The sequence below is a fragment of the Pararhizobium qamdonense genome, from assembly GCF_029277445.1.
In the GTDB taxonomy this organism is placed as follows: Bacteria; Pseudomonadota; Alphaproteobacteria; order Rhizobiales; family Rhizobiaceae; genus Pararhizobium; species Pararhizobium qamdonense.
In genome coordinates, this window is record NZ_CP119566.1 from 1,302,951 (window position 1) to 1,328,758 (window position 25,808).

The window sequence follows — 25,808 nt, forward strand, 5'->3', positions numbered from 1 at the left end:
ACCTTTTGGGCTTGAGGTTAAATCAAAGGCGATGTCGCCGGAAGCGCGCTCTGGGTGGGCGCCGGCACCCTGATGAAAATTGGAGTTCTTATGAAGCGCAGATATTTTGGCACGGATGGCATCCGCGGGCAGTCCAATGTCTTTCCGATGACGCCTGATCTCGCCATGCGGGTCGGCATCGCCGTCGGCACCATATTCCGCAATGGCGCCCATCGTCACCGGGTGGTGATCGGCAAGGACACGCGCCTGTCCGGCTATATGCTGGAAAATGCGATGGTGGCCGGCTTTACTGCGGCCGGGCTCGATGTCTTCCTGCTCGGACCGATCCCGACCCCCGGCGTTGCGATGCTGACGCGGTCGCTGCGCGCCGATGTCGGCGTGATGATCTCGGCTTCGCACAATCCGTTTGAGGACAATGGCATCAAGCTGTTCGGCCCGGATGGCTACAAGCTCTCCGACGAGATCGAGGGGCAGATCGAAGATCTGCTCGACAAGGATATGACGGCACAGCTTGCCAAGTCGCAGGAAATCGGCCGGGCAAAGCGCGTCGAGGGCGACATCTACCGCTATATCGAACATGCCAAGCGCACCTTGCCGCGCGATGTGACGCTGCAGGGCTTGCGGGTTGCCATCGACTGCGCCAATGGTGCCGCCTACAAGGTCGCCCCTCTCGCTCTTTGGGAACTCGGCGCCGATGTCGTGACCATCGGTAACGAGCCGAACGGCATGAATATCAACCTCGACTGCGGCTCCACCCATCCGGCTGCTCTGTCGCGCAAAGTGCATGAGGTCCGGGCCGATATCGGCATTGCGCTGGATGGCGATGCCGACCGGGTGCTGATCGTCGATGAAAACGGCACGGTGATCGATGGCGATCAGCTGATGGCGGTGATCGCCAATAGCTGGGCCGATGACGGCGTGCTCAAGGGCAACGGTATCGTTGCGACCGTCATGTCCAATCTCGGGCTCGAGCGTTATCTCAACGGCCGTGGGCTGGATCTGCACCGCACCAAGGTTGGCGACCGCTATGTGGTCGAACATATGCGCCAGCACGGCTTCAATGTCGGCGGCGAGCAGTCCGGGCATCTGGTGCTTTCCGATTTCGGCACGACCGGTGATGGCCTTGTTGCCGCACTGCAAATCCTGGCCTGCGTCAAGCGCCAGGGCAAGACGGTCAGCGAGGTCTGCAACCGCTTCGATCCCGTGCCGCAGGTCTTGAAGAATGTGCGCGTATCGGCCGGCATGCCGCTTGAAAACGCCACCGTTCGCAAGGCCATTGCCGATGCGGAATCAGAACTCGCCAAGAACGGCCGCCTGCTGATCCGTCCGTCCGGCACCGAACCGCTGATCCGCGTCATGGCCGAGGGCGATGACCGGGCGCAGGTCGAGCGCATTGTCGATGAACTGGTCAGCGTCATCGGCGGCGCGCGCGACGTCGCCTAAGCGCACGTCTCTAAAAAGACTTGAAGAGACCGGGTTTTGCCCGGTCTTTTTTGTGCGTTGTTTACGAAGCGGCGGATGTTGCTTACGGATGCGCCCAATCTCTTAACAGTTACGGTAAATTTTTGTAGTTAATCAGACCTTAACCTTTCCTATTCATGATCCACATCAACACAATTTGTTGGAAGCCGGTCTTTCGGCTGACCAGGCAGCAAGAAGTATTGGAGTGTGGCCATGAAGACTATTTTGATTGGCGTTGTTGCAGCTATGCTCGGCAGCAACGCAACCTTCGCCGCGGATTTTTATGAGCCGCCGATCGAGCAGCCCGTTTCTGAGCCGGTTCAGCTGGCGGAAGCCAGCGGATGGTATCTGCGCGGTGATGTCGGTTATGCCTTCACCAAGCTTCGCGGCGCCAATTTCTATCAGGGTCCCGGCCGCTTCGTTCGCGATTTCGACGATGCCGATCTCGATGACAGCTGGACCGCAGGCGTCGGTGTCGGTTACCAGATCAACCATTATCTGCGTACCGACCTCACGCTCGACTATCTCGGCAAGGCCGATTTCGATGGCTCGACGTCCGGCAGCTGCGGTGTTGCCGTGTCCTGCACCTCGCGCGATGTTTCGGCAATCGCTGCCTGGAGCCTGATGGCCAACGCCTATGTCGATATCGGCACATATGGCTCATTCACGCCTTACGTCGGCGCCGGCATCGGCGGTACGCAGGTCAGGTGGGACAAGCTGCGCAACACCAGCTGCGAAACCGGCAACCCGGGCAATTGCGATCCGAGCTTCGAACATGACGGCCGCAGCAAGTGGCGCTTCACCTACGGCCTGATGGCCGGTACGGCGATCGATCTGACCTGCAACCTGAAGGCCGATGTCGGCTACCGTTTCCGCCATGTCCTCGCCGGCGATATGTTCGGCTATAACGCCAATAGCGGTCCAGGTCGCGACGAGGGCATCTATCTGCATGAAGCCCGCGCCGGTCTGCGCTATTCCTTCGGCGGTTGCGCGGAGGCCTATGTGCCGCCGGCCGAGCCGATCGTCTACAAGTAAGCGCATCGCGCGATCCGTCACCAAAGGCCGTCCGGTTTCCGGGCGGCCTTTTCGGTTTTTGATGGATCCGTTTGGTTAAGAAGCATGCTTAACCTGAGGTTAACCGCTGGATGCGATGATCAGAGCATATGAACGCGGGCGGCGGGTTCTGCCGCTGTTACCAATTTCCAAGGACGGTCCAATGAAGTTGCGGCACACTCTCCTCAATGCATCTGCACTGATCCTGCTGTTTGCCGGCGGGCAGGTGATTGCTGCCGATTTCCTCGAGGCGCCCGAGGTTAGCATTTCGACCACAGACACAGTCGGCCATGGTTTTTACCTGCGCGGCGATCTCGGTTACGCCGGATGGACGCGCGGCGGCGACCCATCGCTGCGACTGTTCGATGCCGGAACCGGCACGACCAATACCGCATCTTTCGACAATGATTTCGACCAGCCCTTTTCCGGCACTGTCGGCGTCGGCTATCAGTTCAACGACATGTTCCGGGCCGATTTGACTGGAGAATATTTCGAGGGCGATGTCAGTGGACATGGCCGGGCAAACATCCCTTGCGCCGGCGAGGCGCTCGGCACATCCTGCGGCGGCGGCCTCAATGCCGATTACAAGGCGATTGGTCTGATGGCCAATGGCTATGTCGATCTGGCGACCGTCGCTGGCCTGACGCCCTATGTCGGCGCCGGTCTCGGCGTCACGCAACTGCGCTGGAACGACGTTGCCCTGCGCACCAGCTGCGTTCCGGGAGCTGCAGCCTGCTCCGGTGCCGCCGCCGTCAACCAGACCTTCGACGGCGAAAGCAGCTGGCGCCTGACCTACGCGTTGATGGCCGGCGTATCCTACAACATGACCGAGCGGCTGAAACTCGATGTCGGCTACCGCTACTCGCAGATCACCGATGGCGACCTGTTCAACGGCAGCGATATTGACGGCCTCGACGACGGCCTCGGCCGCCACGAAATCCGCGCCGGTCTGCGCATGTCTCTTTGGTAGCCACAATAACCTTTGCTCCGGCAATGCTTGCAGCGTCAAAAATCTTTCCGGAAACGACACATCATTCTTGACTTCCGGGCCTGTCCGCAATATCCACGGCGGCAGGCCACCTCTCCCTAACGAGAGGCTTTCTATCTGGAAGGATAGCTTTGATGACGACCCCTGCGACACCGGAATTGCGTCCGGCAAACACCCATTTTTCTTCTGGTCCCTGCTCCAAGCGCCCCGGTTGGTCGCTTGATGCGCTCTCTGATGCGGCCCTCGGGCGCTCGCACCGTGCCAAGGTTGGCAAGAGCAAGCTGAAGCAGGCGATCGATCTCACCCGTGAAATTCTGCAGGTTCCGGCGGATTACCGTATCGGTATCGTGCCTGCCTCCGACACCGGCGCCGTCGAAATGGCGCTCTGGTCGCTGCTCGGCCCGCGTGGCGTCGATATGGTCGCCTGGGAAAGCTTCGGCTCCGGTTGGGTCTCGGATGTCGTCAAGGAGCTGAAGCTCCCCGACACCCGCAAGTTCGTTGCCGATTACGGCAAGCTTGTCGATTTCTCTCAGGTCGATTTCGACCGCGATGTCGTCTTCACCTGGAACGGCACCACATCGGGCGTGCGGGTTGCCAATGCCGATTTCATTCCGGCTGACCGCAAGGGCCTGACCATCTGCGATGCGACCTCTGCTGCATTCGCACAGGACCTCGATTTCGCCAAGCTCGATGTCGTCACCTTCTCCTGGCAGAAGGTTCTGGGTGGCGAGGGCGCGCATGGCATCCTCATCCTGTCGCCGCGTGCCGTCGAACGGCTGGAAAGCTATGAGCCTTCCTGGCCGCTGCCGAAGATCTTCCGCATGACCAAGGGCGGCAAGATCATCGAAGGCATTTTCCAGGGCGAGACGATCAACACGCCGTCGATGCTCTGCGTCGAGGATTATATCGATGCGCTCACCTGGGCAAAGTCGCTCGGTGGCCTGAACGCCCTGATCGCGCGTGCCGATGCCAACGCGCAGGCCATTCATGACTTTGTCGAGAAGACGGACTGGATCGCCAATCTGGCGGTCGATCCTGCAACGCAGTCCAACACATCGGTCTGCCTGAAGATCATCGACAAGGACATTGCGGCCCTTGACGCTGCCGGCCAGGATGCCTTTGCCAAGGGCATGGTCGCGCTGCTCGAAAAGCAGGGTGTCGCCCATGATATCGGCGCCTATCGCGATGCGCCCTCCGGTTTCCGGATCTGGGCCGGTGCGACGATCGAAACCTCGGATATCAAGGCGCTGATGCCCTGGTTCGACTGGGCGTTTGCGACCCAGAAGGCGACGCTGTCTCAGGCAGCGGCCTAACCGGCTTTAGGCCGCGCCAACAGGGCGCGGCTGTCCATCCCCATTCCCTTTTGACGAAACCAATGGAGGCCTCCCATGGCACCTCGCGTACTCGTATCCGATGAACTGTCGGAAACTGCCGTCCAGATCTTCCGTGATCGCGGCGTCGATGTCGATTTCCAGCCGCAGCTCGGCAAGGACAAGGAAAAGCTTGCCGCGATTATCGGCAATTATGATGGCCTTGCCATCCGCTCCGCCACCAAGGCGACGGAAAAGCTGATCGCTGCCGCGACCAATCTCAAGGTCATCGGCCGCGCCGGTATCGGCGTCGACAATGTCGATATCCCGGCCGCCTCGCGCCGCGGTATTATCGTCATGAACACGCCGTTCGGCAACTCGATCACCACGGCCGAACATGCGATCGCGCTGATGTTTGCCGTGGCCCGCCAGCTGCCGCAGGCCGATACATCGACCCAGGCCGGCAAGTGGGAAAAGTCCAAGTTCATGGGCGTCGAAATCACCGGCAAGACGCTCGGCGTCATCGGTGCCGGCAATATCGGCGGCATCGTCTGCGCCCGCGCCATCGGCCTGAAGATGCATGTTCTGGCCTATGACCCCTTCCTGTCGAAGGAACGCGCCGAGGAAATGGGCGTCACCAAGGTCGAGCTGGACGAGCTGCTCGCCCAGGCCGATTTCATCACTTTGCATGTGCCGATGACCGACAAGACGCGCGGCATCCTCAACCGTGAAGCCTTGGCAAAGACCAAGCCCGGCGTTCGCATCATCAACTGCGCACGCGGCGGTCTAGTCGATGAGCAGGCGCTTGCCGACGCCATCAAGTCCGGTCATGTCGCCGGCGCCGGTTTTGACGTGTTCGAAGTCGAGCCCGCAACGGAAAGCCCGCTGTTTGGCCTGCCGAACGTCGTCTGCACGCCGCATCTGGGCGCCTCGACCACGGAAGCCCAGGAGAATGTCGCGCTGCAGGTGGCCGAGCAGATGTCGGATTACCTGGTCAAGGGTGCGGTCTCCAACGCCATCAACATGCCCTCGATCACGGCTGAGGAAGCGCCGCTTCTGAAGCCCTTCATCCGGCTCGCAGACGTGCTCGGCGCCTTTGTCGGCCAGGTGACGGAAAGCGCCATCAAGGAAATCGAGATCCTTTATGATGGATCGACCGCCGGAATGAACACCAAGGCGCTGACGAGTGCGGCGCTTGCCGGTCTCATCCGCAGTCAGGTGTCCGACGTCAACATGGTTTCGGCGCCGGTCATGATTAAGGAAAAGGGCATCATCCTGTCCGAGGTCAAGCGCGACAAGTCGGGGGTCTTCGACGGTTATATCAAGCTGACGGTCACGACCGACAACCAGACGCGCTCGGTCGCCGGTACGGTGTTTTCGGATGGCAAGCCGCGCTTCATCCAGATCAAGGATATCAACCTGGACGCCGATGTCGGCAACCACATGGTTTACATCACCAATACCGACGTTCCCGGCATGATCGGCTTCATCGGCATGACGCTCGGCGATGCCGGCGTCAACATCGCCAACTTCCAGCTCGGCCGCCACAATGCCGGCGCCGATGCCATCGCGCTGCTTTATGTCGATGGTGCCGTGTCGGAAGACGTGCTCGACAAGCTGCGCGCCAACCCGGCCATCCGGGCCGCCAAGCCGCTGGTCTTCAACGTCGATTAAGCCGCTTATGCGGAATGGCCTTTAAGGGCCGACATTTGAACGCGCCGGATACCCTCCGGCGCGTTTGCCGTTTGATGAAATTGAATGCCATGAACGCAACAGACCGCTCCGCCCATTGGCGCCCGGCCAGCCCTTCCGATATCGAGGCGATCGACGCGATCCAGCGCATCGTGCATGCCGATTTCCCCGAGGCCCGCGCGGTTCTGTTCGAGCGCCTGGGACTTGTGCCCGGCCGGATGTTTCGTCCTGGAAAAACGCGGCGAGATTTGCGGATATGTGCTCAGCCACCCTTGGCGCCGCCTCTCGCCACCGCCGATCGATACAAGGCTTGAGGCGATCCCGGCAGATGCGGATATCTGGTATCTTCACGATCTGGCTTTATTGCCGGGAACGCGTGGCTCAGGTGCGGGCGCAAGGGTGGCAAAATTGCTGGCGGTGGCGGCGCGCCGGGATGGCTATGGAACCATGGCACTTGTCTCCGTCAATGGATCACAAGGTTTCTGGGAGCGGCAGGGTTTTGGCGTGCGGATGGAAGAGGCGCTCGGCGCAAAACTTTCCAGCTATGGTGGCGAGGCGGTCTATATGGAGCGAACGCTTGCCGGTGAGAATTTTCGCTAGGGTGTCTTCGCGGTTTGCGCAGGCCGCGGACGGCCGCGCTCGGCCACGGCGATCCCGACGAGAACAAGCCCCATGGCAGCAATATGAAATGTCTGCAGCGCCTCGCCGATCAGGGTGATCGACAGAAGCGTGCCGAAGATCGGGATGGTGTTGATGAACAGGCCGGCCCGGTTGGGGCCGATCAGTTCGACGCCGCGCACATAAAGAATTTGCGAGACGAGCGAGGGCAGGAGGCCCGCATAGGCGACGATGACCCAGCCCTGCATATCCGGCCAGATCATCCGGCCGGTGGAAAACTCCCAGATCACCAGCGGAATGGAGCTGATCAGCGCCCCCAGGGCGGAAATCGCAATCAGGCTTTTCCAGTGGATTTCCGGCTTGAAGCGCAGCGCCACGGTATAGCCGGCATAGACGAGCACGGCCGCCATCATCATGGCGTCGCCCTGGTTGAGATCGAGCGAGAGCAGCGTGGTCAGGTCGCCATGCGATGCGGTCAGGGCCACGCCGCCCAGTGTCAGCGTGAAACCGGCGATCTGTGCCAGAGAAAACGCGGTGCGAAACAGCACATAGTTCATCACGAAAATCACCATCGGGATGCCGGCCTGTTCGATAACGGCATTGATGGCGCTGGTATATTGCAGGGCGGAATAGAGAAAGGCATTGAAGGCGGTGAAGCCGACGGTGCCGTACCCCAGCAGGAGCAGCCAGTTCCTGCGGATGACCGGGAAATCGCGGCGCACCTGCGGGGCTGCGAAAATCAGGAGCACGGTGCAGGCGATGACCCAGCGCAGGCCTGTGAGCATCATCGGGCTGACGTGGCCGACGGCCATTTTCCCTGCCACCGTATTCCCGCCCCAGATCAGGGTGGTGATGCACAAAATGATATAGGCTTGCAGATTGACGGGCACGGTATTCCCTAAGCAAAGCATGATGGCGGTCGTGATGACGGTAGACGTCCGGTGCTGCAGGACCGGCCTTTGCCGGCGCAGAGTTTCCCTTTGCATTGAATCCATACGGGCGAGGAAGGCAAGTCCACATTATGGACCATGGGCGCGCGGGCGGCCATTGCGCGTGGCGTTGCGGGCAGGCAATGGGGTGCGCAAGCCCTGTGATGACCGGACAGGTCCGGTGCGTTTTACCCCTATGCAGGGACAATCCTGTTTTGTGAAACAGTGCTCAGACGCAGAATCTCAGGGTCAAATGCGGTCTTTACCATGCAAAAACCCCGAATCCCCGGTTAAACAGGGTCGCTTTCCAAAAAACAAAACAGTATAGATGCGCGGGTTTGAAGACAGCGCATGACTGGCGCCAAGGAAACAGGAAATCTGAAATGACGAATGTCGTGGTGGTCGGATCGCAATGGGGTGATGAAGGCAAGGGCAAGATTGTCGATTGGCTCTCCGAGCGTGCCGACATCGTTGTGCGCTTTCAGGGCGGGCACAATGCTGGCCATACCCTTGTGATCGATGGCACCAGCTACAAGCTGTCGCTCTTGCCCTCTGGCGTCGTGCGTCCGGGCAAGCTCGCCGTGATTGGCAATGGCGTGGTCATCGACCCGCATGCGCTCTTGGCCGAAATCGAAAAGCTCGACAAGCAGGGCGTTTCCATCACGCCTGAAAACCTGCGCATCGCCGATAATGCCACGCTGATCCTGTCGCTGCACCGCGAGCTCGACGGCATCCGCGAAGATGCCGCGTCCAACAGCGGCACCAAGATCGGCACGACGCGCCGCGGCATCGGCCCGGCCTATGAAGACAAGGTCGGCCGCCGTGCCATCCGCGTCATGGATCTCGCTGATCTCGATACGCTGCCGGCCAAGGTCGACCGCTTGCTCACCCACCACAATGCGCTGCGCCGTGGTCTTGGCGAAGCCGAAGTGAGCCATGAGGCCATCATGAGCGAGCTTTCCTCGATCGCTGCCCGCGTGCTGCCGTTCATGGAAACCGTCTGGCTCTTGCTCGACCGCCAGCGCCGCAAGGGTGCGCGCATCCTGTTCGAAGGCGCGCAGGGCACGCTGCTCGATATCGATCACGGCACCTATCCGTTCGTCACCTCGTCCAACACAGTCGCCGGTCAGGCCGCTGCAGGCTCGGGCATGGGCCCCGGTGCGCTCGGCTACATCCTCGGCATCACCAAGGCCTACACGACCCGCGTCGGCGAAGGTCCGTTCCCGACGGAGCTGCATGACGAAATCGGCCAGTTCCTCGGCGAAAAGGGCCATGAGTTCGGCACGGTCACGGGGCGCAAGCGCCGTTGCGGCTGGTTCGATGCGGCCCTGGTGCGCCAGTCGGTTGCCACCAACGGCATTACCGGCATCGCGCTCACCAAGCTCGATGTGCTCGATGGCCTTGATGAATTGAAGATCTGCGTCGGTTACACGCTGGATGGTGCCGAGATCGATCACCTGCCGGCAAGCCAGGCGCAGCAGGCTCAGGCGAAGCCCGTTTACATCACGCTGGAAGGCTGGAAAGAATCGACCGTCGGTGCCCGCAGCTGGGCCCAGCTTCCCGCCCAGGCCATCAAATATGTGCGTCAGGTCGAGGAGTTGATCGGTGCGCCGGTCGCTCTTCTGTCCACCAGTCCGGAGCGTGACGACACCATACTTGTGACGGACCCGTTTGAGGACTAGTCTGACGTTGACGACCAGGGAAGAATTTGGCGTAAACACGCCGATGGTATGAGAAAGTTCTGATGGCGGATTTTGTTGCAGTTATTCGAAGGACCGTCGATGGTCTGTCGGACAATGTTCCCGAAATGCGGGCCAAGGTCTATGACAAGGCCCGTGGCGCCGTCCGCCGTCAGCTCGAAAGCATGAAGCCTCGTCCTTCCGACGAGATGATCGAACGCCAGATGGTCAAGCTCGAGGCGGCGATCACCGAGGTCGAGGACGATCACGCCGAAGCGCTTGCGCCCCTTGAAGAGGCGTACGATGATTCGGTCGTTGAAGAAGCTGCCGAGGCCGGGGATCATGCCGCCGCACCTGCGGCGGAGCCATATGAGCAGGAAGCCCCGCCCGTCGAGGACGAACGCCCGGCCTTCGCCGCCGAGCCGCCGCTGGCCATTGAACCCGTCGAAGAGCCTGTTGCGGCCGCTGAGCCTGTGGATGCCGTCGAGCCGCCGGTGGAAGATGCTTATGTGGCGCCTGAACCGGTTGTGGAACCCGCTTATGACCCGGCTCCCGTAGAAGACCATATTCCCGAGCCCGAGCCCGAGCATGCGGTTGAGGCCGAAGAGCCACGGCCGGTCACGCCGTATGATCCGGATCATCCGGTTGCGGCCGAATATGCGCCGGAGGAGCGCGATGGCGCGGTCGAGGAAACGGTTTACGTTCCTGATACTGCGGCAGAACCGGAACCGCAGGAGGTTGCCGAGCCAGCGGTCGAACCGCCTGCAGAGCCGGTCGAAGAAAAACCCATGCCTGCGGCGTCCACCGAGTGGGAATTGCCGGAATGGAACGATCCTGTCCCGGCGACCGCCCATAGCGAACCGGTCTGGACGGAGGCTGCCGAAGCTGCCCCTGCTGCCGATGACATTCCCGATCTTACAACATACGAGCCGGTTGAAACCGTAACGCTGCTGAACGAGGAAATCGGCGCCAAAGAGCAGGCTCCGGGCGAGCCTGATGCTTGGGCCTGGGACGACAAGGATCCCTTCACGCAAGCGCCCGCAGCGGCCCCTGCCGAAGCGTCGGAACCGGCCATTGCCGATTGGTCCTGGCCGGTCGAAAAAACGCCTGCCGCTGAGCCTGAACAGCGCGCCGCTGCCAATGACAGCTGGAACGATATTGACGAGCTCCTGGCCCATGGCGGCACGGCGGCAGCGGCTGGTGCGGCAGCTTCGTCGCAGACGGGCAGGGCGCCGGCTGCCACAGACGAAAATGTCGAAGTACTGTCACGGCCCGTTTCCTACCGCGTCGAGCCGAAACGCTCGCGTTTGAACGGCAAGGCCATCGGGCTTGCTGCAGTGCTCCTTTTGATCCTGGGCGGTGGCGGTTATGCCTATTGGCAAAACCAGACCACGGTGAATTCCTGGGTCTCGAGCACGCTGGCATCGATCACCGCCAATATTCCGGGCCAGAGCACGCCGGAAACCACAGCACCCGAAGAGGGCGCCAGGGATCTGAGCACGCCGGAAACCAACAACCAGACGCAGACGCCGGCCAATACCGAGGTCGCAGCTGTCGAAGGCAGCGGCAAGTTCACACAGCGCCTGCAGCAGGATGGCAGCGAGATCGATCCGGGCCCGGCTGTGGTTGCCACTGGCGCCAGCGCCACCGAGGAAGGTAAATCGGTCGCGGCGCAGACGGAGGCGGGCAAGCCCGTCGATACCGCGCAGGCGGCGCAAACGACCCCTGCCGCCCAGCCGACGGATGGGACGCAGCCTGCCCAGCCGGTGCCGGGCCAGCAGCCGGCCGCCAATCCTGCGACGCAGCAGGTCCCGGCCGGTGCCCAGAAAATGTTTCTCTATGAGGAGCGGCTCGGCCAGTCGGCCCCGACCGCCATCGAGGGCAATGTTGCCTGGTCGGTCAAGGAAGAGTCTCCGGGGGGCGATGCCAAGCCGGAGCCGGTCGTTCAGGCACAGATCAATGTGCCCGAGCGCGGCCTGACGGCCCTGATGACGATCAAGCGCAATGCCGACTCGTCGCTGCCGGCCAGCCATGTGATTGAATTTGTCTTCTCGCTGCCGGAAAATTTCGAAGGCGGCAGCATCGATAGCGTGCAGCGTGTTTCGATGAAGCGCAACGAGCAGGATCGTGGCGATGCGCTGATTGCGGTTCCGGCCAAGATCACCGAGGATTTCCACATGATCGCGCTCAACGACTTCCCGGAAGCCGTTGCGACGAATACTGAGCTTTTGCGCACACGCGGCTGGATGGATATTCCGCTGACCTACCGCAACGGCCGACGCGCGCTGCTGACCCTGGAAAAGGGAGCCGCCGGCACGGAGGCGTTTACGAAGGCGATGCAGGCCTGGAGCCTGGCTGCAACGCCTAACCCGGCCGGTCAGTAATCTTTGGTATAGCTCTCTCAAAAGCACAAAAAGAAACCCGGCTGGAGCGATCCAGCCGGGTTTTTTATTGGTTCAGGTAATGCCGCGATCAGGCGTCTTCGACGACCCGAAGCGCATTCTGACGATCCTGCGCCGCCTTGCGGACGGCGTCCTGGACCTTTTCGAAGGCGCGGACCTCGATCTGGCGGACACGCTCGCGGCTGATGTCGAACTCGGTCGACAGGTCCTCAAGCGTGACCGGATCTTCAGTCAGGCGGCGGGCCTCGAAGATGCGGCGTTCGCGGTCGTTCAGAACGTTCATGGCGCTCGACAGAAGGCTGCGGCGGTTTTCCAGTTCGTCCTGTTCGATCAGGATGTCTTCCTGATTGTCGTGGTCATCGACCAGCCAATCCTGCCACTGGCCGGATTCGCCTTCGCCCGCCTTGATCGGCGCGTTCAGCGATGCGTCGCCTGAAAGCCGCTGGTTCATCGAAATGACCTCGGCTTCCGAGACCTTCAGGGTCGTGGCGATATGCGCGACCTGGTCGGGTTTCAGATCACCCTCGTCGAGAGCCTGGATCTTGCCCTTGAGGCGGCGCAAGTTGAAGAACAGCCGCTTCTGGTTGGCGGTCGTGCCCATCTTCACCAGCGACCACGAGCGCAGGATATATTCCTGGATCGAAGCCTTGATCCACCACATCGCGTAGGTGGCCAGACGGAAGCCGCGTTCCGGATCGAATTTCTTGACCGCCTGCATGAGGCCGACGTTGCCTTCGGAAACGACTTCACCAATTGGCAGGCCATAGCCACGGTAACCCATGGCGATCTTCGCTACGAGGCGCAGATGGCTGGTTACGAGCTGATGGGCGGCCTTACGGTCGTCATGCTCCTGATACCGCTTGGCGAGCATGTACTCTTCCTGCGGTTCAAGCATGGGAAATTTGCGGATTTCATCGAGATAACGGTTGAGACCGCCTTCTCCGGCGGTAATCGACGGTAACGTACTGCGGGCCATGATGCACCCCCCTTTCGCGTTCCGGCCTCCTCTTGGCAGGCCGGGCATGTGGGTCTATCCGACCCCACATCCTCATAGATAAGCGCGGCGAAAGCATGATTCAAGAACTCCGGTTTCACAGAGATGTGAAGCCAGAGAAGCGCATGCTCCAGTCGGGTTACGACACGTAAATTGTGTCCGTCCCTGAAATATCAAGGCTGGAACTGGCACTTTTCCTGCAAAAATCCTCCATGCCGCGACATCTGCTGACAGGCCGAACGCGGCGGCGTGGTCCCAGATTTTGCGTGTATTTTGTACATGATCAATTTTAGATTGCATTTGATCTAATTTGTGCTGAAATGCCCCTGACGATCGTCACGGCGAGGATCGGCAAAGAGGGGATGGACAATGCTCAAGATCCTAGCGGTTGCTGGTATAGCCGTTTTATCTGCGGCAACAGCGTCAGCGCAGGACCAGACCGTAAAAGCCGTCTACATTCATGATCAACGGCCTTTCCTGTGTGGTGCGCTGTTCCAACTGCTGAGCGATGCGCATGCGGAGGATAAGGACAGGCAGGTTTTTGATCACTATTCAGCAAAGTTCAATCTGTCTTTCGAGCGTGCGAAAGCCAACATCCGGAACGCTGGGGGCGATAGTGACGATGCTCATTTGAAAATGCAGGAAGCGGTCAATTCCATGGGGAAACTGCTGGCCCGGAAAAAGGCCATGACCGGACATCTGCTTTCGTCCTGCGAACGGTCCTGAAGCAAGACGAGAGCCCCGCCGGGAACGGGGCTCTGATACCCTTCACTCAATGGCTGGGGGCACTCAATGGATGGGGGAGTTGTCCTGTTCTTCCTCGAACATGACGGCCACATCGCCATTGGCACTGAGGCGGACGCGGTTTTCATCGACGCTTGCGACGAGTTCCAGCGCGATGAAATGGTGGTGGCCTTCATGGCCGGAGCCGCTGTCTTTCTTGGTCAGCTTGATGCGATCGCCTTCGACGCGATCGACCGTTCCGACATGAAGACCGTCGGCGCTGATTACTTCGGCATGCTCTCTGATCTGTGTGACATCAACCATCGGGGCTCTCCTTTTATGGTCCTGCCAAAACGCGTGAGAGCCGGAAAGGATGCATGCCGGTGTGAGAAAACCGTCCGTCACCAAATCCGGGCAGGATGGCTATAAAACCTTCACTCCATCATTGCCGGTTTCGGTTCGTCGCGGCGGCAGACCATCACGGTATCGCCAATCGTCGTGGCCGCAAACGGCTCATGGGCGCACCGGTTTCCAGAGAGCTCATGCCTCGAAGGGGTGTGCCGCCAAGATGTTCAGTCAGCTTCTCAGCCGCGCAGCGCGTCCACCAGTTCCTTCATGTCGTCCGGCACCGGCGATTCGAAATGCATGGTTTCACCGGTCGTCGGATGTTCAAAGGCCAGCATGAAAGCATGCAGCGCCTGGCGCGGGAAACGGTTGACGACCGCCTTTGCCTCATCCGGCAACAGATTGGCCTTGGTCTTGAAGGCCGCGCCATAATCGGGATCGCCGATCAGCGGATGGCCGATATGGGCCATGTGCACGCGGATCTGGTGGGTGCGGCCGGTCTCGAGATTGCACTTGATCATCGCCGCAAGCGCTGTCGCGTCGGGTTTTTCGTGGTAGCGCTCCATCACCTCGTAATGGGTGATCGCCTCGCGGGCGTCGTCTGAGCCTTCCTGCTTGACCGCACGCTTGACGCGGTCGCCGGCGCGGCCGAGCGGTGCGTCGATTGTGCCCTTCAGGCCGCGCGGGCGGCCCCAGACGATGGCCATATAGGCGCGCTCCAGCGGTCCGGTGCGGCCATGGTCGGCAAACTGGTCGGAAAGGTGGCGATGGGCGATATCGTTCTTGGCGACGACCATGACGCCGCTTGTGTCCTTGTCCAGCCGGTGGACGATGCCGGGGCGCTTGACGCCGCCGATGCCCGACAGGCTGGCGCCGCAATGATGGATCAGCGCGTTGACCAGCGTGCCGGTCCAATTGCCAGCGCCTGGATGAACGACGAGGCCCGGCGGCTTGACGAGCACGATCAGATCGTCGTCCTCATAGAGCACATCCAGCGGGATATCCTCGCCCTTCGGTTCCGGGTCTTCCGCTTCGGGCAATCCGATCTCGAAGACGTCGCCGGGCGTGACCTTCTTTTTGGCTTCCTTCACCGTCTTGCCGTTGACGGAGACTTCGCCCTGTTCGATCAGGCTCTTGATACGGTTGCGCGAAAACTCGCCGCCGAGCGCTTCGGTCAGATAGGCATCCATGCGGCCGGCCGCGTCCTCATTTGCCGTGAGGACTTTCCTAATGGCCGGGGCTTGTTTAAAGGGGTCGTTCATTCTCGTTCCATTCCGCAAGGTAGGCCACCCATGTCCAATCAGAAACCCGTCGAACAGGAAGACAAGCCGCTCGATCCGGTGATGGAGAACGTGCGCCGCAAGATGGTCAAGCTGCAGCTGGTCTCGGGTGGTATCATGTTGGTGATGCTTATGGTCGTGCTGGCAGCGATTGTCTATAAGCTTACGCGTCCGGGCAAGGCCGATGTGACGCAAAGTGCCGCCGTCTCCGTGCCGGGCGAGGCGCCGGTCACCGCAATCGCCGCGCTGCCTGCCGGGTTCGAAGTGTCCGATGTCGCCCTGTCGGGTGGCCAGATCCTGTTCTACGGCGCTGTTGCCGGGGGAGAACGCAAGGCAATCGTCTTTGATATCGCCGCCGGCCGCATCGTTGCAGATGTATCCGTCAAGACCAATTGAGAAGGCCTAATCTTGATCCCGCTGCGTATCGATGATCCGGCCGATCCCCGCATTGCAGGCTTCGTCTCGATCAAGGAGCGCGACCTGACAGGCAGGCATGGCCGTTTCATCGCCGAGGGCACGGTTGTCCTGCGCATGCTGGCGGCCGCACATCGCGCCCGGCGCGGCATCGAGGCTGAAGCGATCCTGCTCCTGGAAAACCGTATCGCCGGCCTCGGTGACATCCTTGCTGAATTCCCGGCGGATATTCCGATCTATGTCGCCAATGCTGCGGTATTCGATGCGATTGCCGGGTTCAACATGCATAGGGGCGTGCTGGCGCTCGGCAGGCGTCAACTGGCCCCTGGCCTCGATGCGCTCGTCGCTGACCTTGCGCCCAGGAGCCTCGTTCTTGCGGCCTGCGGAATTTCCAATCATGACAATATGGGTTCGATGTTCCGCAACGCCGCCGCTTTCGGTGCCGATGCCATCCTGATGGATGAAACCAGCTGCGATCCGATGTACCGCAAGGCGATCCGGGTCTCGGTCGGCTCGGTCTTGAGCATTCCCTTTGTCCGAGAGGGGCCGGTGAGTGCGCTGATCGGGCGCCTGCAGGCGCAAGGCTTTGCGATCTGGGGCCTGTCGCCGCGTGGAAAAACCGATCTGCACGACATTCCACCATCGCCGCGCACCGTGCTGCTGGTGGGTACAGAAGGCGAGGGGCTGCCCGAAAGTGTCATGGCGTCGATCCGGACCGCCCGTATCCGCCAGCGCCCAGGCCTCGATAGCCTCAACGTGGCCACCGCCACAGGCATCGCGCTGCATCAGGTGGCGATGATCAACGGTTTAATCTGACGTTTATGGCTGCCCCGGCGGCAGCATGCCACGGGCGCGGGCAGCAAGGCTTTTATCCGGACCGTCAGGCCCGGTGGCAGCTGTAGACAAGAGGCCTGGTATCGGCGAGTCCTCGCCTTCCTTGGCCGCCGTCAAAGCCACCATGGTGGCAGCGATATCGGCGATGTCTTCGCGCAGGGCGTCGTCATGGGCAGCCGACGTCGAGCTGATCAGCTGTTCGGCGAGGGCTGCGGCGCGGTTGCGGGCATATTCGGCCGGCACGGTCAGATCGATCGGGGCTGTCTGAGACAGAACTGTTGGTTCATCGGCGGTGTCCTGTGTTGCGGCAGTCGGACTGCCCTCTGGTGCCGCATTGATGTCTGCCGGTTTCTTGTCCCGGCGCACGGGCATGGTCAGGCCTGCAGCGCGCAGCGCCTTTGAGGCTTCGCGCAGATCGGTGCCGGCGTCCTTGACCTTCAACTTCAGGCGTTCGATTTCGCTGCCGCGGCGTTCCAGAAAACTGTCCTTGTCGGCATTGGCGGCCATCTCGCGGGTGAGTTTTGCCTCGAACTGCTTCAGGCGGGTTTCGTCGCGCGCCAGCCGGACTTCCAGTTCCCGCGCCTTTGTGCTTTCCGCTTTCAGGTCATTGCGCATGATCTCGCGCTCGTCCTTTAGGCCGGCAATGCGGCTTTTCAGGTTTTCGGCCTCTGCATCATGGGCGGCAACATCGATCTTCAGGCTGTCCATATCGCCGGTGAGGTGTTCCACTTGCCGGGTGAGGGTCGTAATGTCGATGTTCTTTTTGACATTGTCGCGCTCGACGTCGGCAAGCGTGCCCTTCAGCCGCTCGATGTTCTGCTCGAGCTGGCGGGCCGCAGAGCGCAGGTCGGCTGCCTCCACGTTCATGTCGGCCAGTTGTGCATGCAGGTCGGCGTTTTCACCGGCGAGGCGCTGGGTTTCCTTCAGTGTAGAGCCGTTTTGCAGCAGAAGCACGACATTCTTGTCGCGCTCGCGTTTCAGCATCTGGCTGGTCCTGGCATTTTCGGCGGCATAGCCGGCACGGGCCGCGTCCTTTTGGGCGCGCACCTCCTGGGGTGACAGCGGCATAGTTGCCGTCAGCCGTTCCTCGGCAAAGCGGACGATGCGCCGGTGAACGACCGGTGCCGCCAAAAGGCCAAGAATGGCTGCGGTGAGAAAACCCAGGGCAAACAGGAGTGCGAATTCAATCACGGGCTGGCCATTTCAGTTCAGAACACGCGGCGACACCCTATCATCCATGGTGTTCGTTTCATTCGCACTAAAGACGAAGGAGGATATCACTTCAAGTGTTCGCGAACGCGCATTTTTCCCCAGTCACCGCAGTGACTGGTAAGGGGGTTTGAAAAATTATGGCTTTTTTGACCTTAGAAAGGGTTCCAGGTCGGTTGCGAGGTGAGCTTCAGATAGCCGACATTGATGCCGAGGCGGGCGCCGAGGCCGGTGCGGATCGGAACCAGGACGATATTCTCGTCGGTAAGCACCGTCATGCCGACGCCGGCGACCACATAGGCCGAGCCGGAAACACCGCCGAAGCGCTTGTAGAGTGAGGGAACGGCCGGCAGATTGTAGACCAGCATCATCGTGCGGCTGCCCTGGCCACCCCAGTCGAGACCAAGCGACGGGCCCTGCCAGAAGACGTTATGCTGGCCGGCATTCTTGGTATAGAGGTCGCCTTCGCCATAGGTCAGGCCAGCCACGAATGCGCCGGAGCCTTCCTGGCCGAGAATATAGCCGTTCGGCAGGCCGTATTTGGAAAATGCGTTCTCGACCACCTTGGCAAGCCCGCCGGAGGTGGAGCCGAAGAAGCCATGGCCGGCATCGACGATTTCCTGCATCGTGTATTGCTCGCCATTGCTTTGCTGCGCAAGCGCCGCCGGCGTCAGGCTGAGGACAGCCATCATTGCGGCCAACAAGTGCAAGAGTGGGAATTTCACGGCATTGACGATCCGCTGCATGGCTTTCTCCGTAAGCTCAGGAGGACCCGCGGCGTCATGCGCGGGCTGCTGTCCCGCCCAGGACGGGTCTGTCATGGGGATCGGGCTGATTGTCAGCAATTTGAACCGATGATCTTAACAATCGGTTTACCAAATGTGGTGTCTTTATGATCTTCGCCTTCAGACTATGCCCGCGCAATCTTCGCGGGTTAGATAGGGGGTAAAGGGATCGCGGAGGGCCGCCTGATCCCGTTGTCAGCCGCTCGAAGGCTAGTGAGGATACGACCATGGGAAAGAACCCGAACCTGACCTTGACCGGTCCCGATCTCGCAGCGCTTCTGTGCAGCCGTGTCTGCCACGACATCATCTCGCCAGTCGGCGCCATCAACAACGGCCTGGAACTGCTCGACGAGGGCGGGGCGGATGCCGATGCCATGGACCTGATCCGCACCAGCGCGCTGAATGCTTCGGTCCGGCTGAAATTCGCCCGGCTGGCCTTTGGCGCGTCCGGCTCGGTCGGCGCCTCCATCGATACGGGTGAAGCGGAAAAGGCTGCCAAGGATTTTGCCTCGGTTGAGAAGAAGACGGAGGTCACCTGGACGGGCCCGCGCGTCATCATCGCCAAGAACCGGGTCAAGCTGCTGCTCAATCTCTTTCTGATCGCTTACGGCGCCATTCCGCGCGGCGGTTCGATCGATGTCATCCTGGACAATCCGGAATATGACGCGGCCTTCAAGCTGATCTGCAAGGGCCGGATGATGCGGGTGCCGCCGAAGCTGGTCGAGCTTCTTTCGGGAACGCTTGAGGAAGCCGTCGATGCCCATACGATCCAGCCCTATTACACGGTGCTGCTCGCCGACGAGGCCGGAATGGAGATCGAGGTCAATTCGACGCCTGAAGAAATCGTGTTCTCAGCAAAGATGGCTGCAGCCTGAAGCTGAAAGATAATTGGCCTTTTCGTTCCCGCGGTAACTGATTCTTTGCCAAAGCGGCATACGGTTGTTGATAGGGGTTAAAATCCCGCCGTAGCGCAAAGGGGAGCTTGAGATGCAACGCTTGATGATTGCCGATGATTCGGACGTCGTACGCAAGGTCGGGAAGCGCATCCTCTCTGGCCTCAACTTCCTCGTTTCCGAAGCCGCCAACGGTCTGGAAGCGCTGGTGCGCTGCGAAGCGGAACTGCCCAACATCATCATCGTCGATGCGGGTCTCGATGGCGCGCTGGAACTGATCGCCAATATCCGCACTCTGCCCGAAGGCAAGACCGTGCGCATCTATTATTGCGTGGTCGAGGCGGATCTGAAGAAGATGATGGCGGGCAAGCGCGCCGGTGCCGACGATTTTCTGCTCAAGCCCTTCGACCGCAAGATCCTGACCAGCGTGTTCGGCAGCCTGTCGGTCGCCGCCTGATCGTCGATCCCTTCACCCCGTTTGGTTTCACATGAGCCGTTGCCCTCCCAGGCAGCGGCTTTTTCATGCGGCTGCCGTAAAGACGGGCTGCTGTGGGATGGAAACCCCTTAAACGAAAAAGCCCGCCATCATCGGCGGGCTTTTTCGAAAATTCCGGCACTATCAGCCGTGGCGTCCCTGCATTATGCGGGATGCAAAACACCGCCGGCGAAAATGGCCGGTGATATCAGGCGCTTTCTGCGAATTCGCCTTCCGGCTCGCGCAGCACATAGCCACGGCCCCAGACGGTTTCGATATAGTTTGCTCCACCGGCGGCATTTGCGAGCTTCTTGCGCAGCTTGCAGATGAAGACGTCGATGATCTTCAGTTCAGGCTCGTCCATACCGCCATAAAGGTGGTTGAGGAACATTTCCTTGGTGAGGGTGGTGCCCTTTCGGAGCGAAAGCAGCTCCAGCATCTGGTATTCCTTGCCCGTCAGGTGAACGCGCTGGCCGCCGACTTCGACAGTCTTTGCATCCAGGTTGACGATCAGTTCGCCGGTCGAGATGACCGACTGTGCATGACCCTTGGAACGGCGCACGATCGCATGGATGCGAGCGACCAGTTCATCCTTGTGGAAAGGCTTGGTCATGTAGTCGTCTGCACCGAAGCCGAGGCCCCGGACCTTGTCCTCGATGCCGGCCATGCCGGAAAGGATCAGAATAGGTGTCTTAACCTTGGACAGACGCAATGTTCTCAAAACCTCGTAACCGGACATGTCCGGCAGGTTCAGATCAAGCAGAATGATGTCGTAATCATACAGCTTGCCGAGATCAACACCCTCTTCACCAAGATCGGTGGTGTAAACGTTAAAACTTTCCGACTTGAGCATCAGTTCGATGCTCTGCGCTGTCGCGCTGTCGTCTTCGATGAGTAGAACCCGCATAATTGTCCCCTTTTCCGCCGCCGAAAGGTCGTTGTGGCCCCCTTACGCGATACGGATCCAGTCGTTGCCTGATTTGGAGGCTGCCAGTAAATGGTTAACAAATTCTGATTCACTCTGGCAAGGTGTATCGAAAATGTTAAATATTTTTTGCAGTCCTCTGATTTTGCATGTGAATCTAGAATAATATCCTTAACGCACAACATTAAGGAAATCGGCTATCTGACTCATCTGACTCAATCTATGCCGAACCTAAAATTTCGTGTCCGGCATTTACTGACCCTTAAATGATCGTCCCTATGATTAACGATGCCCGTAAACGAAAGGTTACCAGCGGTAGGATTTTGTTAAGATCGCTGTAATTTTTTTTGTTTCCGACACCGTAAGGTCGGTTGAACGGGTCAAATCCAGTAACCGGGGTCTCGCATCACGGGAGTATTGCGTATGAAGTCACGTGAGAGCCTTGTTCGCCTGAAGGAATTTCAGGTGAAGGAGAAGCAGCGTCAGTTGAGCCAGTTGCAGCTGATGATGTCCGAATTTGAGCGGATGACCAAGGAATTGGAAAACCAGATCACGTTCGAGGAAAAGAAGTCCGGGATCACCGATCCCACCCACTTCGCCTATCCGACGTTTGCCAAGGCTGCCAGACAGCGGGCAGACAACCTCCAGGTCTCCGTTCGGGAACTGAAGGTGCAGCAGGATGCGGCCGAGCTGGCGCTGGAAGAGGTTCAGGCGGAGTTCGCCAAGGCCGCGGCGCTTGAAGAACGCGACAGCGGCGCTCGCATGCGCGCCTAAGGCGCGCTTGAGATTTTTGCTTAAGGCCTAAAGGCCCTTCTCACGGACTTATCTTAAGTCCGTGAGAAGGGCCTTGTGCATTTTGGCACATGGATCCCGGCCCCTATGCCTGGATCACATCTTGCCAATCGGCGTGGCGTTGCGCCTGGGCGCGCATGAAGGGGCAGAGCGGAATGATCTTCCATCCGCCATTTCGCGCCTCACCGATGGCATGGGCTGCGAGCGCCTGGCCGACACCTTTGCCGCGCAACGCATCGGGAACGCCGGTATGATCGATGATGATCAGATGCGGCGATGACCGGGAATAGGTCATTTCAGCCGTATGACCATCGAGCTGCGTGCTGTAACGGCCATGCGAGCCGGTTTCTTCGTTGACGATATCCATCACATCTCTCCTGTTTTTGGCCGCGCACGGAATGATTTTGTTTCAAGCCTGGTTCATTGCTGCACATGCACAGGCCGGGTATTCCAGCATTCCATGCCCGCCGGCCGCGCTGTTCAGCATCCCTAAAGGTGTTATGTAATCCTGCCGGTTCAACAGAAGATAGGAAACATGCGCCTGATCACACCGCTTTTGCTTGTTCTATCGGCGTTTTTTCTCGCGCTGGGGCTCGTCCTGCCGCTTGTCCGGTTCGAAAAGCTGGTCTTTTTCAACGAAACGCCGTCGCTTCTTGGCATCGTGTCTTCGCTCTTCGACGATGGCAATGTCATGCTGGCCATTGTCGTGACGCTGTTTTCCGTCGTTTTCCCGCTGGCAAAGCTTGTCGGGATCGCGTTCGAGGCAACGGCGGCTGCAGACGGCAAGGCTGCGGGCGGACTGGTTGCCCGGCTTTTGCCGATCCTCGGCAAATGGTCGATGATGGATGTGATGCTCGTGGCTATCGTGATCTTTGCGGCCAAGACCAGCGGAATGGCCGAGGCGTTCACCCAGCCGGGCCTGTGGTTCTATGCCGGATCTGCTGTCATGACCGGGCTGCTGCAAATATGGCTGCGGCCGCACTGAATGCGGCCGCTTAACGTTTTCAAATGAAGGGTCTGGCTAGTGGCGATATTGCTGGATGCGGGTCGTTCGCAGGCCGGCAAGGCCATGGTCGCTGATCGAGGACTGCCAGGACAGGAATTCTTCAACGGTCAAGGTATAGCGTTCACAGGCTTCTTCCAGGCTCAGCAGTCCGCCACGCACGGCGGCGACGACTTCTGCCTTTCTGCGGATAACCCAACGGCGCGTATTGGCCGGAGGAAGATCAGCAATCGTCAAGGGGCTGCCATCGGGTCCGATGACATATTTCACGCGGGGTCGTATCATTTCGGTCATTGGACTCTCTACACATACTCAAGACCATATAGGCTCAACTTACCCTGCCACATTTAACATTTGCCTAAGCGGGTGGTAACAATTTGCTAATAATTTTAGAGACTTCCAGAGCGCTCTTCGACCAATTGCGGATCGTAAAAGCAAACGCCTGATCCTGTTGGCTCTACTTGCCTCTGCTTCTTTAGTGCCCTCTTTCAAATATTTTGATCGAATTTCCAAAGTCCGCATAGGAGCTATGCAAATATAACTGTTCAATTTGCCTAAAATTTTTGCTAGTTGGGGCCAGTAATTGAGCATAAACAATATATTATTGCTTTCGAATGCTCGCGATACGCCACTTATTTCAAAATGCTGGTCTTTTCGCTTCGATTGTGTCCCTCAGGGCCTCTCGGGGCTTTTGTCGGTGTTTCGACTAATCGTGCTGCTGCTTGAAAAATTCCGGAGTGGGATTTGGAGAGCCGGCACCGGTGGCCGGCAGGTTGGTGATTAAAAATATGAGAGACCCTGACAAGCTGACCTTGCGAAGCGAGGCTTATGCTGATTTCCTTTCGGGCATGAACAGTTCTGCAGTCCAGACGGAGTATGAAGTGCTCCAGCTGATGCGCCAGTGCACGGTGCAATTCGGTTTCAGCCATTTCATGATCGCGCGTGTTCCCTTTGGCGAGCAGCAGCGCTTTGCCGAACGTCTCGTCTTGAGCAACTGGCCGTCGGAACTGGTGCGCAACTATGACAGTGCTGCCGTTTTCCAGGTCAGCGTGCTGATCGAGCGGCTGCGGCAGACGAAATTGCCGGTCTTTGGCGCAACACGATCTTTGCTCAGCGCTCCGGGGACGGCGGCGCGCGACACGGTCGATGCGCTGTTTTGCGCGCAGGCGATGGGCAATACCTTTGCCGTGACGCTGCACACGACCCATGGCGAGGCCTTTGCCGCTCTTCTCAGCGGCGCGCGCGGCGAGCCGGACAGAGCCGAGACCGCCGATCTCTATCTCACATTGCTGCAACTGTTCGAGACCCTCGAGCGCACCTTCGAAGTCGGCGCGTCGGCGCGTGACAAGCTGTCAATGCGTGAAATCGAATGTCTGCGCTGGGCAGCCGCCGGCAAGAGCAGTGACGAGATCGCCATCATCCTTGGCATTTCCGCCTATACGGTCTCCAGCTATTTCAAGACGGCGACCCGCAAGCTCGATTCCGTCAACCGCATGCAGGCGATCGCCCGCGCCATGCGCATGAAGCTGATCTGAGCGGCGGCACGCCGCCGCCCTTGTTCAATTCTCTAGGACTTTCTATATAGCGGCTTGCGCGATGGCCGGTCTTTGCCGGCAATCGCATTGCTGCGGCGTTGGCCGCGTGCAGGAAACAGGGTATGGTCGCGCGAAAATGCCGAAAACCCGCCGATGGACCGGAATGCCGGATTGGATGCCGTGAACAGTCTCGATTTTGATCGCAAGCCCGAAGATACACGTGTCGTCGTTGCCATGTCCGGCGGCGTTGACAGTTCCGTTGTGGCCGGCATCCTGAAACGGCAAGGCTATGACGTTCTGGGCATCACGCTGCAGCTCTACGATCACGGCGCTGCCGTCCACCGCGCCGGCTCCTGCTGTGCCGGCCAGGATATCGATGACGCCCGCCGCGTCTGCGATGTTCTGGGCATTCCGCATTATGTGCTGGATTACGAACAGCGGTTTCGCGAAACGGTGATCAATCCTTTCGCCGAGAGCTATGTGGCCGGCGAAACGCCGATCCCTTGCGTTGCCTGTAACCAGACCGTCAAATTTGCCGATCTCCTGGCAACGGCGCGCGATCTCGGCGCCGATGCGCTGGCGACCGGCCATTATATCCGCTCGAAGGCCAATCCGCAGCCGGACGCGCCCGGCCGCCGCGCGCTGTTTCGCCCGACGGATGCGGACCGCGACCAGAGCTATTTCCTGTTTGCCACCACGCAGGAACAGATCGACTATCTGCGCTTTCCGCTTGGCAATCTCACCAAGGCGGAAACGAGGCAGCTCGCCGAGGACATGGGCCTCGTCGTCGCCAAGAAGGCCGACAGCCAGGACATCTGTTTCGTGCCGCAGGGCAAATATGCCGATATCATCAACAAGCTGAAGCCGAACGCGTCGCTGGCGGGCGATATCGTTCATCTGGACGGCCGCGTGCTCGGCAGCCATGATGGCATTCTGCACTACACGATCGGCCAGCGCCGCGGCATCGGCGTCGCCACCGGCGAGCCACTCTACGTGGTGCATCTCGACGCCCGCTCGCGCCGCGTCATCGTCGGCCCGAAGGAAGCGCTGGAAACCCGCAGGGTTTATCTGCGCGATATCAACTGGCTGGGCGACGGCGATATTTTCGATGTGGCGGCTGATGGTTTCGCCTGTTTTGCCAAGGTCCGCTCCACCCGTCAGCCCGCACCCGCCATCCTGCGCGCCGATGCAGGCGGGATCTCGGTCGAGCTTCTCGAAGGCGAGGCGGGCGTTGCTCCTGGCCAGGCCTGCGCGCTCTATTCCGGCATCGGCGAAGACGCCCGCGTCTATGGCGGCGGCTTCATCCTGCGTTCCGAGCGGGAAGCGGCCGCCGAAGCCGCGCTGAAAGACCTGCTGCAGAGCGTGGTCGCAGCCTGATTATGGGCAGGGGATGGCCGATCCTGTCTGTCATCCGCGCCTTGTCCCCCATCCGTTGAAAAACTTCCGGTTTTTTGAAACCGCTCGGCTTG

27 protein-coding genes are annotated in these 25,808 nt (G+C 59.9%); 18 read left to right on the forward strand and 9 right to left on the reverse strand.

What is annotated here, in order from left to right; all coding sequences use genetic code 11:
• The first annotated feature begins 90 nt into the window (after positions 1-90).
• The 7 genes from glmM to PYR65_RS06235 all read left to right on the forward strand — a co-directional run bounded on the left by glmM (position 91) and on the right by PYR65_RS06235 (position 7,104).
• Positions 91-1,443 carry a phosphoglucosamine mutase gene (gene glmM, locus PYR65_RS06205; protein ID WP_060639427.1) on the forward strand — a complete coding sequence of 451 codons (1,353 nt, stop codon included), beginning with the start codon at positions 91-93 and terminating at the stop codon, positions 1,441-1,443.
• Positions 1,444-1,674: 231 nt separating this feature from the next.
• Entirely contained in the window at positions 1,675-2,496 is an 822-nt protein-coding gene (locus PYR65_RS06210; RefSeq protein WP_276120328.1) for an outer membrane protein, read from the forward strand.
• Between the two features lie 181 nt (positions 2,497-2,677).
• Positions 2,678-3,484 (forward strand): outer membrane protein, encoded by an 807-nt coding sequence (locus tag PYR65_RS06215; RefSeq protein WP_276120329.1) that lies wholly within the window; start codon positions 2,678-2,680, stop codon positions 3,482-3,484.
• 152 nt (positions 3,485-3,636) lie between these two features.
• The gene (locus PYR65_RS06220; RefSeq protein ID WP_276120330.1) at positions 3,637-4,815 is read left to right on the forward strand and encodes a phosphoserine transaminase; all 1,179 of its coding nucleotides are present in this window, start codon (positions 3,637-3,639) and stop codon (positions 4,813-4,815) included.
• Positions 4,816-4,890: 75 nt separating this feature from the next.
• Positions 4,891-6,486, forward strand: coding sequence for a phosphoglycerate dehydrogenase (gene serA / locus PYR65_RS06225; RefSeq protein ID WP_060639430.1), 1,596 nt, complete (start codon positions 4,891-4,893; stop codon positions 6,484-6,486).
• 89 nt (positions 6,487-6,575) lie between these two features.
• Entirely contained in the window at positions 6,576-6,818 is a 243-nt protein-coding gene (locus PYR65_RS06230; protein WP_276120331.1) for a hypothetical protein, read from the forward strand.
• A complete protein-coding gene (locus PYR65_RS06235) occupies positions 6,763-7,104 on the forward strand; it encodes a GNAT family N-acetyltransferase (protein ID WP_276120332.1) in 342 nt (113 codons plus the stop codon). The genes PYR65_RS06230 and PYR65_RS06235 overlap by 56 nt, the downstream gene beginning before the upstream one ends.
• Here the strand turns inward: PYR65_RS06235 and PYR65_RS06240 are convergent.
• On the reverse strand, positions 7,101-8,033 hold the full coding sequence (locus PYR65_RS06240; RefSeq protein ID WP_276120983.1) for a DMT family transporter: 933 nt from the start codon (positions 8,031-8,033) through the stop codon (positions 7,101-7,103). The two genes, PYR65_RS06235 and PYR65_RS06240, sit on opposite strands and share 4 nt — an antisense overlap.
• Positions 8,034-8,434: 401 nt before the next feature.
• Here PYR65_RS06240 and PYR65_RS06245 point away from each other — a divergent pair, with 401 nt between their 5' ends.
• Positions 8,435-9,733, forward strand: coding sequence for an adenylosuccinate synthase (locus tag PYR65_RS06245; RefSeq protein WP_060639433.1), 1,299 nt, complete (start codon positions 8,435-8,437; stop codon positions 9,731-9,733).
• 62 nt (positions 9,734-9,795) lie between these two features.
• On the forward strand, positions 9,796-12,114 hold the full coding sequence (locus tag PYR65_RS06250) for a hypothetical protein (RefSeq protein WP_276120333.1): 2,319 nt from the start codon (positions 9,796-9,798) through the stop codon (positions 12,112-12,114).
• Between the two features lie 88 nt (positions 12,115-12,202).
• Here the strand turns inward: PYR65_RS06250 and rpoH are convergent, their stop codons facing one another.
• Positions 12,203-13,108 (reverse strand): RNA polymerase sigma factor RpoH, encoded by a 906-nt coding sequence (gene rpoH, locus PYR65_RS06255; protein WP_060639435.1) that lies wholly within the window; start codon positions 13,106-13,108, stop codon positions 12,203-12,205.
• A gap of 387 nt (positions 13,109-13,495) precedes the next feature.
• Here rpoH and PYR65_RS06260 point away from each other — a divergent pair, with 387 nt between their 5' ends.
• Positions 13,496-13,852, forward strand: a complete 357-nt coding sequence (locus tag PYR65_RS06260; protein WP_276120334.1) for a hypothetical protein — start codon at positions 13,496-13,498, stop codon at positions 13,850-13,852.
• A gap of 63 nt (positions 13,853-13,915) precedes the next feature.
• Here the strand turns inward: PYR65_RS06260 and PYR65_RS06265 are convergent, their stop codons facing one another.
• Together PYR65_RS06265 and PYR65_RS06270 are read right to left on the reverse strand one after the other, a co-directional pair.
• Positions 13,916-14,173 (reverse strand): DUF2171 domain-containing protein, encoded by a 258-nt coding sequence (locus tag PYR65_RS06265; protein ID WP_060639437.1) that lies wholly within the window; start codon positions 14,171-14,173, stop codon positions 13,916-13,918.
• A gap of 260 nt (positions 14,174-14,433) precedes the next feature.
• A complete protein-coding gene (locus PYR65_RS06270; protein WP_276120335.1) occupies positions 14,434-15,456 on the reverse strand; it encodes an RluA family pseudouridine synthase in 1,023 nt (340 codons plus the stop codon).
• Positions 15,457-15,486: 30 nt separating this feature from the next.
• On the opposite strand from PYR65_RS06270, the gene PYR65_RS06275 reads away from it, so the two are divergent.
• Both PYR65_RS06275 and PYR65_RS06280 read left to right on the forward strand, forming a co-directional pair.
• Positions 15,487-15,870 (forward strand): hypothetical protein, encoded by a 384-nt coding sequence (locus tag PYR65_RS06275; protein WP_060639439.1) that lies wholly within the window; start codon positions 15,487-15,489, stop codon positions 15,868-15,870.
• Between the two features lie 12 nt (positions 15,871-15,882).
• The gene (locus tag PYR65_RS06280; protein ID WP_276120336.1) at positions 15,883-16,704 is read left to right on the forward strand and encodes a TrmH family RNA methyltransferase; all 822 of its coding nucleotides are present in this window, start codon (positions 15,883-15,885) and stop codon (positions 16,702-16,704) included.
• A gap of 3 nt (positions 16,705-16,707) precedes the next feature.
• Here PYR65_RS06280 and PYR65_RS06285 read toward each other — a convergent pair whose 3' ends face one another.
• Both PYR65_RS06285 and PYR65_RS06290 read right to left on the reverse strand, forming a co-directional pair.
• Positions 16,708-17,913, reverse strand: a complete 1,206-nt coding sequence (locus tag PYR65_RS06285; protein WP_276120337.1) for a prolipoprotein diacylglyceryl transferase — start codon at positions 17,911-17,913, stop codon at positions 16,708-16,710.
• Positions 17,914-18,086: 173 nt separating this feature from the next.
• Positions 18,087-18,623, reverse strand: a complete 537-nt coding sequence (locus tag PYR65_RS06290) for a DUF1134 domain-containing protein (RefSeq protein ID WP_407951311.1) — start codon at positions 18,621-18,623, stop codon at positions 18,087-18,089.
• A 320-nt stretch (positions 18,624-18,943) separates the two neighbouring features.
• Here PYR65_RS06290 and chpT point away from each other — a divergent pair, with 320 nt between their 5' ends.
• A complete protein-coding gene (chpT, locus tag PYR65_RS06295) occupies positions 18,944-19,591 on the forward strand; it encodes a histidine phosphotransferase ChpT (RefSeq protein WP_060639443.1) in 648 nt (215 codons plus the stop codon).
• A gap of 112 nt (positions 19,592-19,703) precedes the next feature.
• A complete protein-coding gene (locus PYR65_RS06300; RefSeq protein ID WP_060639444.1) occupies positions 19,704-20,066 on the forward strand; it encodes a response regulator in 363 nt (120 codons plus the stop codon).
• 226 nt (positions 20,067-20,292) lie between these two features.
• Here the strand turns inward: PYR65_RS06300 and ctrA are convergent, their stop codons facing one another.
• A complete protein-coding gene (gene ctrA, locus PYR65_RS06305) occupies positions 20,293-20,991 on the reverse strand; it encodes a response regulator transcription factor CtrA (RefSeq protein WP_060639445.1) in 699 nt (232 codons plus the stop codon).
• Between the two features lie 441 nt (positions 20,992-21,432).
• Between ctrA and PYR65_RS06310 the strand changes: the two genes are divergently transcribed.
• Positions 21,433-21,783, forward strand: a complete 351-nt coding sequence (locus PYR65_RS06310) for a hypothetical protein (RefSeq protein ID WP_037099811.1) — start codon at positions 21,433-21,435, stop codon at positions 21,781-21,783.
• A gap of 103 nt (positions 21,784-21,886) precedes the next feature.
• Here the strand turns inward: PYR65_RS06310 and PYR65_RS06315 are convergent, their stop codons facing one another.
• Complete coding sequence (locus PYR65_RS06315; protein ID WP_276120339.1) at positions 21,887-22,168, reverse strand: GNAT family N-acetyltransferase; 282 nt, start codon at positions 22,166-22,168, stop codon at positions 21,887-21,889.
• A 168-nt stretch (positions 22,169-22,336) separates the two neighbouring features.
• Here PYR65_RS06315 and PYR65_RS06320 point away from each other — a divergent pair, with 168 nt between their 5' ends.
• Positions 22,337-22,786, forward strand: coding sequence for a paraquat-inducible protein A (locus PYR65_RS06320; RefSeq protein ID WP_276120340.1), 450 nt, complete (start codon positions 22,337-22,339; stop codon positions 22,784-22,786).
• A gap of 36 nt (positions 22,787-22,822) precedes the next feature.
• On the opposite strand, the gene sciP is transcribed toward PYR65_RS06320, so the two are convergent.
• Complete coding sequence (sciP, locus tag PYR65_RS06325; RefSeq protein WP_004430042.1) at positions 22,823-23,098, reverse strand: CtrA inhibitor SciP; 276 nt, start codon at positions 23,096-23,098, stop codon at positions 22,823-22,825.
• A 554-nt stretch (positions 23,099-23,652) separates the two neighbouring features.
• Between sciP and PYR65_RS06330 the strand changes: the two genes are divergently transcribed.
• Positions 23,653-24,339, forward strand: a complete 687-nt coding sequence (locus PYR65_RS06330; protein WP_407951312.1) for a helix-turn-helix transcriptional regulator — start codon at positions 23,653-23,655, stop codon at positions 24,337-24,339.
• A 153-nt stretch (positions 24,340-24,492) separates the two neighbouring features.
• Complete coding sequence (gene mnmA, locus PYR65_RS06335) at positions 24,493-25,716, forward strand: tRNA 2-thiouridine(34) synthase MnmA (protein ID WP_276120342.1); 1,224 nt, start codon at positions 24,493-24,495, stop codon at positions 25,714-25,716.
• Positions 25,717-25,808: the final 92 nt, after the last annotated feature.